The 15,017-nt window shown below is 62.6% G+C and carries 14 protein-coding genes and 1 pseudogene; 13 read left to right on the plus strand and 2 right to left on the minus strand.

What is annotated here, in order from left to right; all coding sequences use genetic code 11:
• The first annotated feature begins 5 nt into the window (after nt 1-5).
• The 8 genes and pseudogenes from AB433_RS10220 to AB433_RS21280 all read left to right on the plus strand — a co-directional run bounded on the left by AB433_RS10220 (nt 6) and on the right by AB433_RS21280 (nt 7,082).
• Nucleotides 6-995 (plus strand): ABC transporter substrate-binding protein, encoded by a 990-nt coding sequence (locus AB433_RS10220; RefSeq protein ID WP_047820929.1) that lies wholly within the window; start codon nt 6-8, stop codon nt 993-995.
• The gene (locus AB433_RS10225; RefSeq protein ID WP_053059107.1) at nt 992-2,197 is read left to right on the plus strand and encodes a Gfo/Idh/MocA family protein; all 1,206 of its coding nucleotides are present in this window, start codon (nt 992-994) and stop codon (nt 2,195-2,197) included. Before AB433_RS10220 ends, AB433_RS10225 begins: the two co-directional genes overlap by 4 nt.
• A 14-nt stretch (nt 2,198-2,211) precedes the next feature.
• Nucleotides 2,212-3,207: a dihydrodipicolinate synthase family protein gene (locus AB433_RS10230; protein ID WP_047820930.1), complete on the plus strand. Its 996-nt coding sequence runs from the start codon at nt 2,212-2,214 to the stop codon at nt 3,205-3,207.
• Complete coding sequence (locus tag AB433_RS19495) at nt 3,204-3,650, plus strand: nuclear transport factor 2 family protein (protein ID WP_053059108.1); 447 nt, start codon at nt 3,204-3,206, stop codon at nt 3,648-3,650. The genes AB433_RS10230 and AB433_RS19495 overlap by 4 nt, the downstream gene beginning before the upstream one ends.
• Before the next feature lie 51 nt (nt 3,651-3,701).
• Nucleotides 3,702-5,066: an MFS transporter gene (locus tag AB433_RS10245; RefSeq protein ID WP_218916936.1), complete on the plus strand. Its 1,365-nt coding sequence runs from the start codon at nt 3,702-3,704 to the stop codon at nt 5,064-5,066.
• Nucleotides 5,067-5,148: 82 nt separating this feature from the next.
• The gene (locus AB433_RS19500; RefSeq protein WP_169749342.1) at nt 5,149-5,889 is read left to right on the plus strand and encodes a TetR/AcrR family transcriptional regulator; all 741 of its coding nucleotides are present in this window, start codon (nt 5,149-5,151) and stop codon (nt 5,887-5,889) included.
• A gap of 317 nt (nt 5,890-6,206) precedes the next feature.
• Nucleotides 6,207-6,497 (plus strand): annotated as a pseudogene (locus AB433_RS21790) (VOC family protein); the annotation flags it as partial.
• A gap of 36 nt (nt 6,498-6,533) precedes the next feature.
• Entirely contained in the window at nt 6,534-7,082 is a 549-nt protein-coding gene (locus AB433_RS21280) for a VOC family protein (protein WP_245626638.1), read from the plus strand.
• Nucleotides 7,083-7,327: 245 nt separating this feature from the next.
• Here the strand turns inward: AB433_RS21280 and AB433_RS19975 are convergent.
• Nucleotides 7,328-8,088, minus strand: a protein-coding gene (locus AB433_RS19975; protein WP_156170784.1) for an IS5 family transposase whose coding sequence is annotated in 2 segments (ribosomal slippage) — nt 7,328-7,755 and nt 7,755-8,088 — 762 coding nt in all. Because the reading frame shifts where the segments join, the coding sequence is not laid out codon by codon here.
• A 301-nt stretch (nt 8,089-8,389) separates the two neighbouring features.
• Here AB433_RS19975 and AB433_RS10275 point away from each other — a divergent pair.
• Nucleotides 8,390-10,429, plus strand: coding sequence for a TonB-dependent receptor (locus AB433_RS10275; protein ID WP_169749343.1), 2,040 nt, complete (start codon nt 8,390-8,392; stop codon nt 10,427-10,429).
• A 60-nt stretch (nt 10,430-10,489) separates the two neighbouring features.
• On the opposite strand, the gene AB433_RS10280 is transcribed toward AB433_RS10275, so the two are convergent.
• Nucleotides 10,490-11,419, minus strand: a complete 930-nt coding sequence (locus tag AB433_RS10280) for a LysR substrate-binding domain-containing protein (protein WP_047820934.1) — start codon at nt 11,417-11,419, stop codon at nt 10,490-10,492.
• Between the two features lie 114 nt (nt 11,420-11,533).
• Between AB433_RS10280 and AB433_RS10285 the strand changes: the two genes are divergently transcribed.
• The 4 genes from AB433_RS10285 to hpaH are packed head-to-tail and all read left to right on the plus strand — an operon-like array spanning nt 11,534 to nt 15,010.
• Nucleotides 11,534-12,067, plus strand: coding sequence for a carboxymuconolactone decarboxylase family protein (locus AB433_RS10285; protein WP_047820935.1), 534 nt, complete (start codon nt 11,534-11,536; stop codon nt 12,065-12,067).
• A complete protein-coding gene (locus tag AB433_RS10290; protein ID WP_082134886.1) occupies nt 12,064-13,059 on the plus strand; it encodes an ornithine cyclodeaminase family protein in 996 nt (331 codons plus the stop codon). Before AB433_RS10285 ends, AB433_RS10290 begins: the two co-directional genes overlap by 4 nt.
• A 14-nt stretch (nt 13,060-13,073) precedes the next feature.
• Nucleotides 13,074-14,168 carry a cupin domain-containing protein gene (locus AB433_RS10295; protein ID WP_037486818.1) on the plus strand — a complete coding sequence of 365 codons (1,095 nt, stop codon included), beginning with the start codon at nt 13,074-13,076 and terminating at the stop codon, nt 14,166-14,168.
• Nucleotides 14,168-15,010: a 2-oxo-hept-4-ene-1,7-dioate hydratase gene (hpaH, locus tag AB433_RS10300; protein ID WP_081796453.1), complete on the plus strand. Its 843-nt coding sequence runs from the start codon at nt 14,168-14,170 to the stop codon at nt 15,008-15,010. Before AB433_RS10295 ends, hpaH begins: the two co-directional genes overlap by 1 nt.
• The last annotated feature ends 7 nt before the right edge of the window (nt 15,011-15,017 follow it).

Genomic DNA, 15,017 nt, shown 5'->3' on the forward strand with positions numbered 1-15,017 from the left:
GGCGCGTGGCAAGACTCTCGCTCAGCTATGCGGGCCACCTCTCGGACCGCGTCCGCGCTCTCTATCATGGCACGGTCGTGCCCGAGGGAATCGACCTGCACTTTCTTCCGATGTCGCCTGTGCAGGCGTTCAACCGCGTGTTGCGCGGCGAATTCGCTTGCGGCGAGATGTCGTTCTCGACCTATGTTCTGCGTGTCGCGCAGGGCAACGCCCCGTTTGTCGCGATCCCGGTTTTTCCTTCGCGCACGTTCCGCCACGGCGCGATCTATGTCAACGCGGCCGCCGGCATTGCCGCGCCTGCCGATCTGAAGGGGCGGCGCGTGGGCGTGCCCGAATATTCGATGACCGCAGCCGTCTGGGCGCGGGGCGCGCTGATGCACGAATATGGCGTCCAACCGGGTGACATTCATTGGATCACCGGCGGACTCCAAACAGCGGGCCGCCGCCCGCTCACCGAAGTGCGAATCGACGGTGTCAAGATTGAGCATGAGGAGCAGCGGGCGCTGAATAATATGCTCGCGGACGGCGCCATCGACGCGCTGATCGCACCGCAGACGCCGCCGGCGCTTCTCGCTGGCGATGCGCGGATCGGCTATCTCTTTCCCGACGTGCCGAGCGTCGAGCGTGCCTATTTCGCGAAGACCCGCATTTTTCCGATCATGCATACCGTCGTTATCCGCCGCGACGTGTGGGAACGCGATCCCTGGATTGCGATTAGTCTCCAGCAGGCGTTCGAACGGAGCAAGGCGAACTGCTTGGCCGAACTGGCTATCGACGAGCCGCTTCCCATATCGCTGCCTTGGATCGGGCAATATGTTCGCTCGATCCGCGATACGTTCGGCGACGATTTCTGGCCCTATGGTGTCGAACCCAACCGGCCCACCATTGAGGCGCTGTGCGCCTTTCTCCATGAGCAAGGGCTGGTGTCGCGCCGAGTCGAGGTCGATGAACTGTTCGCGGCCAACGTCCAGTCAAACGCTGGTATCCGCCTGTGAACGATCGGGCGATGCCGACGATGCGGCTGGGAATCATCGGTCTGGGCGGTGCCGCCAAGCAGATGGTGCCGAGCTTCCTCAGCCATCCGTATGTCGCGATCACTGCCGCCGCCGATCCGCGTGATGATGCGCGCAGTGCCTTCGCGGCCGAGTTCGGCGCGCGCACCCACGCGACAGCGGAGGCGCTGTGCGCCGATCGGGAGGTGGACGTGGTCTATATCGCTACGCCCCATCAGATGCACCGCGATCATGCCGCGTTGGCGGCGCGTGCGGGAAAGCACATCATCATCGAGAAGCCGATGGCGCTTACGCTGGAAGAATGCGGCGACATCATCGCGGTTGCGGAAGCGAACGGCGTCCACTTGCTCGTCGGCCATACGCATGCCTTCGACGCGCCAATCCTCAAGATGCGCGCTTTGATCCGCGAAGGCGTGATCGGGCCGGTTTCGATGATCAATTCGTGGAACTACGGCAATTTCCTCTACCGTCCCCGTCGGCCTGAGGAATTGCGCACCGACGCGGGCGGCGGCATCATCTACAACCAGGTTCCGCATCAGGTAGACGTGGCGCGCCTGCTCGGGGGCGGCATGGTGCGCAGCGTGCGCTCGATGGCTTGGACGCTCGATCCCACCCGGCCGACCGAGGGGGCGCACGTTACGTTCCTGCAGTTCGAAAACGGCAGCGCAGCGTCGCTGGTCTATAGTGGATACGACTATTTCGACACCGACGAGTTCCACTACTGGATCGGCGAGTTGGGCGAGCCCAAGCGCCCCGATTGTCATGCAGCTTCGCGCAGAGCGCTGGAGGCGATGACAGGCACCGGCTCGGAAGTCGCGGCCAAGGCTGGGGGCGGCTTCGGCGGCGGCCGCCGGCTGACAGTTCCACCCCAGAACGAATGGAACCACCCGCATTTCGGCGTGACGGTCGTCAGCGGGCCTGACGGCGATCTACGGCAGTCGGCACGTGGTGTCACACATTATGGCAGGCGGGGCGCGGTCGAGCATCCGCTCGATCCGCCGCGCGTCTTTCCGGACAAGAGCGGCGTCATCGACGAGATGTACGACGCCTTCGCCGGGCTGCGCCCAATCCTGCACGACGGCGCCTGGGGGCGAGCGACAATGGAAGTAAGCGAGGCGATTCTGCGGTCCGCGCGCGAAGGGCGCGAAGTCGGCATGTCGCACCAAGTACCGGTTAGGGATTGAGGAGAGTAGTCTTGATGCAGGCGCAGGATTTCAAGGGACTTTACGCGATCATCCCGACGCCGGCGCGCGCCGGTGCACAGGCGATCGACGCCACCGACACCGTGGCGCTGGACGAAACCGAGCGGCTGGTTCGCGCGCTGATCGATGATGGGGCGAACGGCCTGATCATACTGGGTACCACGGGCGAATGCGCGACCATATCGAACGAGGACTATCGCAGCTTCGTCGCCACCGTCGCTCAGACTGTCGGCAAGCGCATTCCGCTGTTCGTTGGGGCGACCGCGATGGGGGGGCACGAAGCCTATAAACGGCTAGCGTTCGCACGCGAACAGGGTGCCGACGGTACCTTGCTTGGCTTGCCGATGTGGCAGCCTTGCACTGTCGATATGGCCGTCCGCTTCTATGCCGAGGTCGGGCAGGCGTTTCCCGATCTCGCGGTGATGGCCTATGCCAATGCGCGCGCCTTCCGCTTCTCCTTTCCCACCGAGTTCTGGGCGCGGATCGCGAAGGAAGCGCCGACGGTAACCTCGGTGAAATCGTCCCAGCCGACCAACCTGGCCGAGAATATCGCCGCGACCGAAGGCCGCATCCACTTCATGCCGAGCGACATGGTCGCCGCCAAGTTCCAGGCGATCTCGCCGGCCGCGACCACTTCCTGCTGGGCGACTGCGGCCGCTATGGGGCCGGAGCCGTCACGTGCGCTAATCGACGCGATTCTGGCCGGCGATGCCGATCGGACCCGGCATATTGACGAACGAATCGCATGGAGCATCGCGTCGCTGGCCCCAATGCTCGGCAATCCGGAACTGTTCGCCAGCTATAACACCCAGATGGAAAAGACACGGATCGCGGAGGCAGGCTATTGCGACCCCGGCCCCATCCGCCCGCCATATGATATCTTCCCCGCCGACTATGCCGAGGCCTCGCGTGAGGCCGGGCGGCGCTGGAACCAGCTTCGGGACGAATTCGCCGGCGGTCGCGCGGCCGCAGCGGCGGAGGCGGTATCGTGACGATCGGCGTCCCCATCAAAGACGCGGCGCTGCGCGCCGAACTCGAGACGCTGATCACAGAGCACGCCTATCGGCTCGACATGAACTGCTCCGAAAATCTGGCCGAGCTCTATACCGAGGACGGGCGCTTGCTTGCCCCCAACTTCGATTGCGATGGACCCGAAGCGATCAATGCCTATGGCCGCGAGCGCGCGGCGGCGAAGAATCGCCGCGTCCGTCACGTCTGCACCAACTTCCGCTTCTGGGAGGACGGACCCGATCAGGCGCGCGGCCTCTGCTTCATCCTCCTATTCCGTTCCAACGGGCCGGAGCTGTCACCCGCCGAGCCGATCGCGCTGGCCGACGCGCACGATATCTATCGGCGTGGGCCGGATCGGATCTGGCGAATTCAGGAGCGCCGCATCGTCCTGTCGTTCGAATCCGCAGCACACAAATCGAGCTGATTCCAACGGGAGCAGACGCGAACAAGTATTTTCCGCGCGGAGCAGATGATTATGCCTGGCGGAGTCCCTTCCGATACCGAACATTCGGCAATAGCCGCGCTCGACCAAGGTCGGCTGCGGGCAATCCAGATTCGTGTATTCCTGTTGTGCGCGCTGGTGACAATGCTCGACGGGATAGACAATCAGTCGATCGGGGTAGTCGCTCCCCTTATGAGCGCAGAACTCGGCTTGAACAAGGCAGCGATGGGCCTCATCTTTTCGCTGACCCAAGTAGGCGCCACCATCGGAGCACTGGCACTTGGACCGTTCGGCGATCGCTTCGGGCGCAGGCCGGCGATCATTCTCAGTGTCTCGACGATGACGGTCTTCACCCTGCTGACGGCGCTCGTTCCTTCATTCGGGCTTCTGCTCGCCACTCGGTTTCTGGCGGGCATCGGGCTTGCCGGAGTTTTCGCGTCGGCGCTGGCATTGACGTCGGAATATGCGCCCACCCGGCTGCGCGGAACGATGGTCTCGGTCGTTTACGCCGGCTATCCGGCCGGGGCTGCTCTGGGCGGCGTGATGGCCGCGGTGATTCTCCAGCAGCACGACTGGCGCCTTGTTCTTTACATGGGCGCAGCGCTCGGCGCTCTCGTGATTGCGCTCGTCCTGTTGCTCCTGCCGGAATCGCCTCGCTTTCTGATTGAAGCGGGCACCCACCGCGAACGACTCGACCGCCTGCTCATGAAGCTGGGGCTGGATCCCGCTGCTGCGGGTGTATCGCCGGCCGCGGTCTCGTCCCAGCCTCGACCTCGTCAGTCTCTTTGGTCGGTTTTCGAGGGAGGGCTAGCACCGCTCACGGTCTTACTTTGCCTGCTCAACCTTTTCGTATCCGCGACCACCAAGATCATGGTCGTGTGGTTTCCCTCGGTCCTTGCAGATAGCGGCTTCTCGATATCACAGGCCGCATTTTCGCAAGCGGCGTTCAATATTGGCTGTGTTGCCGCCATGCTGATCGCGGGCTGGTTGGTTGACCGCTTCGGCGCGTTGCGCACGATCGTACCGGCGTTGTTCTTCGATGCGCTATCCATCTGGTGCCTTGGCTTTACCGCGGGCAATTTCGCGGTCACGATTATCGTGGCCAGTCTAGTTGGCGCATTTATAGGAATAGGCGCGTCCGGAGCGCAGGCGCTGGCAGCGCAGCTGTTTCCGGTTCGGGTGCGCTCTACAGGAATCGGTTGGGCGACCTCAGCTGCGCGCTTCGGCCAGGTGATCTCGCCGTTGCTGGTCGGCGTGGTTCTCGCGGGCGGTATGAGCGCATCGCGCATCTTTGCGGGTCTCGCGCTCAGTCCGCTGCTTGCTGCGCTTGTCGCCGCCGCGTTCGTCCATGCCACGCGCCGTCGCGAGGAAAAGGCGCGCGCTCAGTCCGAGGGGTGATCGTTGCCTTCAGTTCGGAACCCGTTGGCACCAGCAATTTTCCCGTGGTCGAAACCGCGCAAAAGGTGTGGTAACGCGAACCATGCAGGCGACAGGGGGCCGGATGGTGGTGCGCGTTCGGGAACGGAACAAGGCAGAGAAGCGTGAGCGTATCAGGCTGGCCGCGCTCAAGCTGTTCTCCGAGTATGGCTATGACGCAACGACTCTGCGTGATGTGGCACGCGAGGCGCATGTCGCGCTGGGAACGTTGTCGCTCTACGCGGCGGACAAGCGCGATCTCACATTGCTGGTCTTCAACGAAATCACCGTGAGCACGATGGAGACCGCGATCGACCTTACGCGTTCGCGCGAAATCCTGCTTGAGGAACGGATACTAACCTTCTTCACGCCCTTCTATCGGGACTGGGCAGGCAATCCCCGACTTGCCCGTATCTTCCTTCAGATCAACTATTATTCCGGCGGAATGCATGGGGAGGAATACACGCGAACCCGCCGCTCCATCGCCCAGCAGTTGGAGTTCATCGTCGAAGACGCGATCAATCGTGGCGAGATTCGCCCCCCCGAAACGACCGAAATCGTCGCGCAGCACTTCTTCCTAATCTTCTCGGCGACGGCGCGATGGTGGATCGGCGGAGACAATCCGGTCGCGGAGGAGGGCATCGCTTATCTGCGGCGTCTTATCCGGCTCCAGATCATGGGTTTGGTTCCACAAGCGCGGGTTAGTGCGCTGAATCCCAAGTCGGGAGGTGACCGGTCGGGCGCCGTTGGGGATCCCGAAACACCGCGCCGGCGGCGCACCCGCGGAAGCCGCCAGAACGTCTAGGACATTCAGTCGGACGGGATCATCGATCGGAAGCCGCGCAAAAAACCGAAGAATATGTCGGTGTATGATCGGATCATGACCTCCCCCGAAAATGCAATCGACCGCATTTGTGCTGCAAAACCTGTTCGCATCCAGGCGATGCCGGTTCCGTCCGCGCGTCTCGCTACGCGAACCCCCAACCTTGCCCTGTGCGCCGCTACGTGCAAAAAAATGGACATGTACCTGTAATTTCGCTAAGGATGGCGGGTGGGTTATCAGCTTAGCCGACGCTTCCGGCGACGTGCGGACAGGCGCAGCTAAAGAAAGAAAGAATGACGATGCAGGAGCGGGCACGGCGAGTTCAAGGCATTCACCGGCTGGCGTTGCGCGTACCCGACCTTGGCGAGGCGCGACGTTTCTATCGGGATATCTGGCTGCTGGACGATCACGGTGCCGACCTGGATTTCGCTGGGTTTCGAAGCGGGGGAGAAGACCACGATGATCTGGTACTCGCCGAGGGATCGCCACAAATCGCGCACCTTGCCTTTCAGGTCGCCTCCACGGAAGAACTTGAAGCGATTGCTACGCAGCTCGCTGCCGCCGGCTTCTCTCCGCAGCCGGTTGCGGAACAGGGTCTGTTCCGCAGCGACCAAGCGGCAATCGCCGTGCAGGATTCCGACGGGCGTCAGGTCTGGCTCGTGGCTCCACAGCCGGATGCATCCGAACTTGTGAAACCGCCAGCGGTTCTCGCGCCGAACCGCATCGGACATATCGTCCTATGGACACCTGACCAGGACGCGGCGGAGCGCTTCTATGCGACGCTGGGTTTCCAAGTCACCGATCGGACAAATGCAGGCATGTCGTTCCTTCGCTGCAACGCCGATCATCATTCGCTCGCGTTAATGAAGAGCCGGGAAGGCCGGACCGGACTTCAGCATGTGGCCTATGACGTCGGCTCGCTGGACAATGTAATGCGAAATTTTGCGCGATTGCGTTCGCTGGGAGTGGAGTGCATTTGGGGCGTCGGACGGCATGGCCCGGGGAACAATGTGTTCAGCTATTATACTGATCCCGCCGGCAACTATATCGAATATTACGGCGAGATGGAGCAGTTCGACGCCAACGTGCCGGTCGAAGCTCGGATATGGGGTCCGCAACATAAGGGCGATGTCTGGGGTGTTGCCGGTGTCCCGCCGCTCGGCTTCCGAGAATAAGCGCAGCGGACTGCGCGTCGATCATCCACATAACTGGCCGTCACATAATTGGCCGTTGTAGGCGGAGGACAGCAGGCAACTGCTGATCGATTAACGACGCTCGTGACGCAGTGTCTGATCATTACATCACGAAACATATGGAACCCAGCTTCCTTGGCTTCGGGCCGATGGCTGCCTGCAATCAGGCAGCCCGTTTCCAGCGCCTCGAAGTTTAATGGACACGTCCGGTTTTCTAGGCTCAGGACTCATTGATCGAGCCAGAAGATGACGGTTGCGGCGATGCAGATGGCGGACATGAAGGTATGGGCGCAGCGGTCGTATCGCGTGTGGATGCGGCGCCAGTCCTTGAGTTTGCCGAACATGTTCTCGACCCTGTGGCGCTGGCGATAGAGTGTGCGATCGTGCGGGATCTGTACCTTTCGATTGGCCTTTGAAGGGATACAGGCGGTGATGCCGCGGTTGGCCAGAGCTGCGCGGAACCAGTCGGCATCATAGCCTTTATCACCGAGCAGTGCCTTGGCCCTGGGCAGGGAGTCGAGCATCAGCGCAGCGCCCTTGAAGTCGCTCATCTGGCCTTCGCTGAGCAGCATGACCAGTGGCCGCCCCTGGCCGTCGCAGACCGCATGAAGCTTGGAGTTCAAGCCGCCTTTGGTGCGTCCGATACATCTGGGAAGAGCCCCTTTTTAAAGAGGCTGGCAGCTGTTCGGTGAGCCTTGAGATGCGTGGCATCGATCATCAGTTGATCCGGCTTGCCACCCTTGGCAGCCAGCGCGGCAAAGATATTGTTGAACACGCCCAGTCGGCTCCAGCGGATGAACCGGTTGTAGATCGTTTTGTGCGGACCATACTCGCGCGGTGCATCTCGCCAGCGCAACCCGTTCCTGATCACGAAGATGATCCCGCTAACGATCCGACGATCATCGACCCGCGGCACTCCGTGCGACAGTGGGAAATACGGCTCGATCCGGCGCATCTGCGCCTCCGACAACCAGATCAGATCACTCACGACAACACCTCCTCAGCGGTGCCGTTGAATCAGAATATCGAGCCCTTGGGAATCCCTTTAATAGGTCCTGAGCCTAATATAATGGACATGTTCATAATAGAAAATTTGGGAGGGGTGATATGAAGACGTTGATATCTGTCGCAGTCCTGTGCGGGTCGATCAGTTTGCCGGCGATGGCGCAAACCTCGCCGGCTGTCGCCGACCCATCGGCAAGCCCTGCGACGCCGGCCCCCGAAAACCAGGATGCGGCTGCGCCAAGCCCTAATGCTCAGGCAAATGAGGATGGCATCGCCGATTCGTGGTGACCGCCACTCGTCGCGAGGAACGCCTGCAGAAGATTCCGGTCACGGTCACCGCGGTCTCGGGCGAGGCGCTCCAGTCGAGCGGGGTGCTCGACACTCGCCAGCTAACCCAGGTCGTGCCGGGTCTGGTCGGAAGCCGCAATGCCGGCGTGAACCAGCCGGTGATCCGAGGTGTCGGCAGCGGCGGCGTGGTCGGCGACGAATCGAGCATCGCGACCTATATCGACGGCGTCTACCAGCCCGATCCTTGGACCACCAATCTCGACTTGGTCGAAATCCAGCGCGTCGAAGTGCTGCGCGGTCCTCAGGGCACGCTGTTCGGCCGCAACGCCACCGGCGGCCTGATCAACATCATCACGCCTGATCCCAGTTTCGACTTCCGCGGCCATGTCGCGGCAAGCGCGGGCGTGTTGCGCGGCGCTGGGGATTATGATCTGCGCGGCTATGTAACCGGCGGGCTTTCCGACAAGATCGCGATCGATTTTGCCGGCCTCTACAAGAAGACAGACAATTATGTCACCGATCTGGTACGGGGCGACTTGGGCTACGGTGAGGATGCCTATTTCTCACTGCGGAGCAAGCTGTTGTTTCGGCCCAGCGAAAGTGCACAGTTCGTACTCACTGGCGACTATGCCAAGCGTGATGGCGGTTCCAACGCCAACCAACTCTACCAGAACAACACGGTCGCACGCTCCTATCCGGGCGTAATCCTCCCCACCGGGCCATGGCAGGCTGCGTACAACTACGAGCCTCAGCTCAACATGGAGCGCTTCGGTCTCACCTTGCAATCGCGCTTCGATACTGGATCGGTCGGGATCGAGACCGCCACGTCGTATCAGAACGGCGAGATCTACCAGCAGCAGGATCGGGATTCGTCCAACATCAATCTTGGGCTGGGCCAAGTGAACACGCGCCAACGAAGCTTCACTCAGGAAATTCGCGTTCTGTCGAGCAGTTCCGGTCCGTTGCAATGGCTGGCCGGCGCCTATTTCTATACCAGCCACCTCGACGGCACCGTGCCGACTACGACGCCTTCGCGCGTGCCGCCGCCGACGCTGCCGACCCTCTCAACGACGACGACGTCGCCTGACGTGCGTGTGTCCTCACTCGCCGGCTTCCTTGAGGGCACCTATTCGCTGACCAACACGCTGTTCCTGACTGCCGGCGGTCGCTACACAACCGAGGTGCGCAAGTTCGAGCAGGCTTCGAACGGCGTGGCCCTGTTTCCGCAGCAACGAAGCCGCTTCGAGAAATTTACCTATCGCGGCGCGATCCGCTGGCAGTTCGATCCCGACGTCAACATCTATCTAAACTACGGCACCGGGTTCAAGAGCGGCGTCTATAACGGCGTCGGCACCTCGCCCAAGCCTACCCGACCCGAGAGTCTCACCTCCATTGAGGGCGGTATCAAGGCCGATCCGGCTCGATGGCTGCGGACGAACTTGTCGGTCTTCCATTACGACTATAAGGACCTGCAGGTCAGCGCGCGCGACCCGTTCACCAACCTTGTGCTCCTCCAGAATGCAGCGACGGCCAAGATCTATGGCGGCGAGCTCGAACTCACCCTCATGCCGACGCGCGACCTGAACTTCACCGGCAAATTCTCTTATCTTCACGGCGAATACGAGAAATTCCCGCTCGCCCAAGGATTTACTCCCAATGCGAACGCCACCGGCAACACCGCGGTCATCGCCGACGTGTCGGGTAAACGCATCGTGGTGGCGCCGCGAACGGCCATGAACCTCGCTGCAGATTGGTCGCACGAATACGAAGTGGGCCGCTTTGGCGCGCGCCTGAACTTCTACCACAGCGACCGAATCTACTACGACTTCACCAACAATTTTTCGCAGAAGCCCTATTCGCTGCTCAATGCACAGGTTTCGTTCACGCCACCCAGTGAGAGCTTCAGCTTGAGCCTAGCCGTGACCAACATCACCAATGCAATCGTCTATCAATCGCTTCGCGTCAACGCGAGCGGCACCGACGGTATCCTTGAGAAGCCGCGCGAAGTGAAGGGAACGATCCGCTTCAACTTTTGACCCGGTTCCGAGGCACCTTCGGGAGAGGCGTCGCCATTCCCGAGGCGCGCTCCAAGCGTCTCAGACGCCTTGACCGCCGCGTTTCTCCATCGCGGGAAGCGCGGCGGTCACCGTTTCCACGAATTGCATCGTCGTCGCGCTCGCCTGCTTGTGCCGCCAGGCGAGGCCGAAACGGACGTCGGCAAGGCCCGGTGCCTGCGGCGGCGGCTGCAGCGGACGAAAGGCCACGCCCCGCATACGCAGCCGCTCGGCCGAGGCCGGGACTATCGCGACGCCCTCGCCGCATGCAACAATGCCGATCACGGCCTCGGTAGTGGGCGCTTCGTGCGTGATCGTCGGATCGAAACCGGCGAGACGGCAAAGCGCCTGCAGATCCGCGTGGACGTTGAAGCCGCGCGTCGGCTCATAGGCGACGAACCCACTGGAATCGAGGGCGTCAATTCCGATGGCGCCGCTGTTAACGAGCAGCGGATGGCCAAGCGGAAGCGCGACGATCAGGGACTCGCTGTAGACGAAGCGCGTCTCGATCAGTTCGTCGAAAATCGGCAGCCGGACGATGCCGACATCGATCTCGCCCGAGCGCAGCGCCTCGATCTGGTGAAGCACCGACATAGCGTGAAAGACGATCTCGACTTCGGGGGTGGTTTCGCGGAAGCGTCGTACCAGCGCGGGGACCAGCGCGTAGACAGTCGATCCGCCGAAGCCAATATTGAGGGTCCCGCTCAGCCCCTCGGCGGCACGGCGCGCGCGCTCCGATCCGTCGTCCAAGATTTCCAGAGCCTTGCGTGCGTCGGCTACGAATACCGTGCCCGCCGCCGTGAGCGCAACATGGTGCTTGTCACGATCGAACAGGCGTGCGCCGATCTCGTCCTCAAGTTCGCGGATCGCCCGGCTGAGCGGGGGCTGCGAGACGTGGCACCGTTGCGCCGCCCGGGTGAAGTTCAACTCCTCGGCGACAGCTATAACATATCGCACTTGGCGCAGATCCATCGTGATATCTCTTTGGTATGACCATCGGTCTTATAATGTATTTCACTCATAGTGCCATCTCTCACACTACGCGTCGCGACGAGGAGAGTGGAATTGAGTAATCGTATCGCACGGATGGAATTCGACGCGCTGGCGCCGCGCGTTCAGGACGTGCTTCGCGCGCGGGTCGATCGGCTCGGCTATCTGGGCGAGTTCTTCAAATGCGTCGGCGTGCAGCCTGATGTGCTGGCTCCGTTCATGGAGATGACCGAGGCGCTGAAGAAGGCCTTGCCGGACCGGCTGACCGAAACCGGTGCGCTGACCGTCGCAAAGCTGTTCGACAATCGCTACGAACTTCACCAGCACGAGCGGCTGGCAAAAAAACTGGGCTTTGGCGAGGAATGGGTGGCGGCGGTCGAGCAGCTCTCGCCGCAGGACGCCCCCTGTCTTTCGGACGCGGAGCGTGCCGTTCAGCGCTTCGTCGTCGCGATAGTCGAGCGCAGCGGCCAGGGCGTCTCCGCTGAGCGGGAAGCGTTGATCGATGCGATCGGGCCGGAACAGACGATCGCCGTCATGTTCCTAGTCGGCCGCTACATCACCCACGCGATGATTGTGAACGGGCTGGAACTGGCGCCGCCGGTGCCGTCGATATTCGAGGCCGGCACTTGACCCAGGGGATTTGGATCTCCGAGGCCGAGGTCGTCTCGGTCATGGCGTTGCCCGAGGCGATCGACGCCTTGCGCGCCGGGCTTCGCGAAGAGGCCGCCGGCCGCGCAAGCAACATGGTGAAAACCCACGCCGCCTGGGCGAACGGCTCTACGCTGCACGCGATCGGCGCGGTGTTCGAAGGCTGGAACATCGTCGGCGCGAAGACATGGGCCCATACGGCAGGAGGCGCGATGCCCCTGTTGATGTTGCTCGACGCCGGCACCGGTGCGCTCGTCGCGCTGATCGAAGCGTTCGCGCTTGGCCAGATGCGCACGGGCGGGATCAGCGGTGTGGGCACCGACGTGATGGCCCGGCCCGACGCATCGCGCCTGGCTATGATCGGTGCCGGCAAGCAGAGCATTACTCAGGTCGCCGCAGTTGCGGCGGTCCGGCGGCTCGACCGGGTCACCGTGTGGAGTCCGACGGCGGCCAATCGCGAGGCGCTTGCCGCCAAGGTCGAGCAGAAGCTGGGCATCGAGGCGATCGCCACCCAGACGCTTGACGAGGCGCTGGACGCCTCAGATATCGTCACTCTGGTCACGCGGGCGCGCGAGCCGGTCATTACGCGGGATATGCTGGCGCGCGGCGTGCACTTGAACGCCGTCGGCGCGATCACGCCCGAGCGGGTGGAGTTCGAACCATCCCTGCTCGAACGCGCCACCCTCATCGGCGCGGACTCCGTTCCCCAAGTGCGCAAGCTCAGCCAGGAATTCATGATCGCGTTCGGCGACGACGAAGCGCAATGGGCGCGGCTTCAGCCGCTGTCCGCGCTGGTCGCTGGCGACAGCGTACGGCCAGCCGATGCCGATCTGACCGTCTTCAAGGCGATGGGCATGGGCATTTCCGATCTGTCGCTCGGCATCGAGATTTTCCGACGGGCTCGTGAGGCCGGGCTCGGCCGCGCCATTCCCCCGATCATTCGCCAAGCGCCGCGCCTGACGCTGAACCAATAGAAGGATTTTTCGCCATGAGCAGCAGCGTATTCGTCGATGCCACCGGCCCGATCCCGGAAAAGGAAGCGCCCTGGGAGCCGATCGTCATCTCCAAGGCGGCGATCGACGCCGAGATATCGCGCCTCGCCGCGCTTCCGCAGCCGGCCAATGGCCGCCGCCGCTCCTATTTCCGCCACCCGATGAACCGTCGCTCGAACGGCCTCGCGCCCGGCATCGAAGTCGCGCTCGATGTTCTACTGCCGGGCGAGGAGACGGCAACCTTCCGGCAGAATTCGACGCAGGTGAATTTCGTTATCCGGGGCGAGGGCGAGACCGAGATCAGCGGTCAGCGCCGTGCCACCGCGCTCCACGACGTATGGAACACGCCGTCGATGCGGATTTATCGCCACAAGAATAACAGCGAACAAGTCTATGCGCGGCTCACCTATTCCAACGGCGCGCTGCTCGACATGCTCAACATTCATGTCGTCGAGGAAAACCCCCAGCCGATGCTGAAGTCCATCGACCGCGAAGAAGGCGGCGAGGGCGAGGACAATCGCCGCACCAGCCCATATGGCACTTTCCAGCTCACCGAGGAAGGCGCCTGGCTGATGCCGTACGAGCGGCTGATCAATCCACCTTCGGTCACCAGCCCCGCGCTATATTGGCCCTGGGAACAGGTGAAGGAGCATCTCGACAAGCTTGAGGCGCTGGGCAAGGACTATATCGGCCGCCGCTTGTACCTGCTCTACAACCCGATGACCGGTCGCACCAACGGCACGACGCCGAACTTCTTCGCGACGATGACCGTGCGTCCGCCCAAGATCGTCGATCGCCCGCACCGCCATTCGTCTGCGGCAGTGAACTATTATTTCTCCGGCTCGGGCCGCTCGACCGTCGAGGGCAAGACCTATGAGTGGAAGGCCGGCGACCTGATGCTTTCCGCGCCCGGCTGGTCGGTCCATAACCATGCAAGCTACGACGAGCCGGTATATGAGCTGACCATTCAGGATCAGCCGCTCAACATCGCGATGGAATCGCTGCTGTGGCAGGAAAGCCTGAAGGAGCCGCCGGCACTGCTGGGGGCTGAGGAGGGCTTTGCCACCAATCGCGCCGCGGTGTCAGGCTGATGGCGCAGGCGCGCCGCATCGACGACTTCGGCGGCGTCACGCTCAACGACGCGGCGATCGCCGATGCGGCGAACGCCCTGGCGACGGCCGAGCGCGACCGCAGCCAGATCCGCCTGCTCAGCGAGACCTATCCGGGGATGACGATGGACGACGCCTATGCCGTCCAGGCGGCCTGGGTGCGGATGAAGCGTGCGGCTGGCGATCCGGTGATCGGCTGGAAGATCGGCCTCACCTCAAAGGCGATGCAGGCCGCGCTTTCGATCGACATTCCCGATTCGGGCGTGCTGCTGGGCAGCATGGCTTTCGCCAACGGCGCCGACATTCCGACCGGGCGTTTCATCCAGCCGCGGGTCGAGGCAGAGATCGCCTTTGTGATAAAGGAGACGATCGACCCAGCCCGCGCGTCGATCGAGGCGATCCTCGCCGCGACCGATTATGTCGCACCCGCGCTAGAGATACTGGATACGCGCGTCACCCGGCTGGATCCGCACAATGGCCGGCCGCGCACCATATGCGACACGATCGCGGACAACGCAGCCAACGGCGGCATCGTAATGGGTGAGCCGGTGCGCGATCTCGCCGGCCTAGATCTGCGCTTCGTTGGCGCCGTGGTATCGCGCAACGGCGAGGTCGAGGAAACCGGCCTCGGTGCCGGCGTGCTTGGCAATCCGCTGGTGTCCCTTGCCTGGTTGGTGGAGCGGCTGGCGGCCTATGGAGATCGCATCGAGGCAGGCCAGATTGTGCTGTCCGGATCGTTCATCCGCCCCGTCGAGGCTCCGCCGGGGAGCCGCTTCCTGGGGGATTTCGGCGGCTTCGGCCGCGTTTCCTGCTGCTTCCTTTGAGACCGGG

Source organism: Croceicoccus naphthovorans, assembly GCF_001028705.1.
Taxonomy (GTDB): domain Bacteria; phylum Pseudomonadota; class Alphaproteobacteria; order Sphingomonadales; family Sphingomonadaceae; genus Croceicoccus; species Croceicoccus naphthovorans.

Bases quoted from the DNA above. Each gene is read 5' to 3' on its own strand.
- AB433_RS10230 (WP_047820930.1), top strand. From the start codon at position 2,212: ATGCAGGCGCAGGATTTCAAGGGACTTTACGCGATCATCCCGACGCCG.
- AB433_RS10245 (WP_218916936.1), top strand. From the start codon at position 3,702: ATGCCTGGCGGAGTCCCTTCCGATACCGAACATTCGGCAATAGCCGCG.
- AB433_RS19500 (WP_169749342.1), top strand. From the start codon at position 5,149: ATGCAGGCGACAGGGGGCCGGATGGTGGTGCGCGTTCGGGAACGGAAC.
- AB433_RS10280 (WP_047820934.1), bottom strand. From the start codon at position 11,419: ATGGATCTGCGCCAAGTGCGATATGTTATAGCTGTCGCCGAGGAGTTG.
- AB433_RS10285 (WP_047820935.1), top strand. From the start codon at position 11,534: ATGGAATTCGACGCGCTGGCGCCGCGCGTTCAGGACGTGCTTCGCGCG.
- AB433_RS10295 (WP_037486818.1), top strand. From the start codon at position 13,074: ATGAGCAGCAGCGTATTCGTCGATGCCACCGGCCCGATCCCGGAAAAG.
- hpaH (WP_081796453.1), top strand. From the start codon at position 14,168: ATGGCGCAGGCGCGCCGCATCGACGACTTCGGCGGCGTCACGCTCAAC.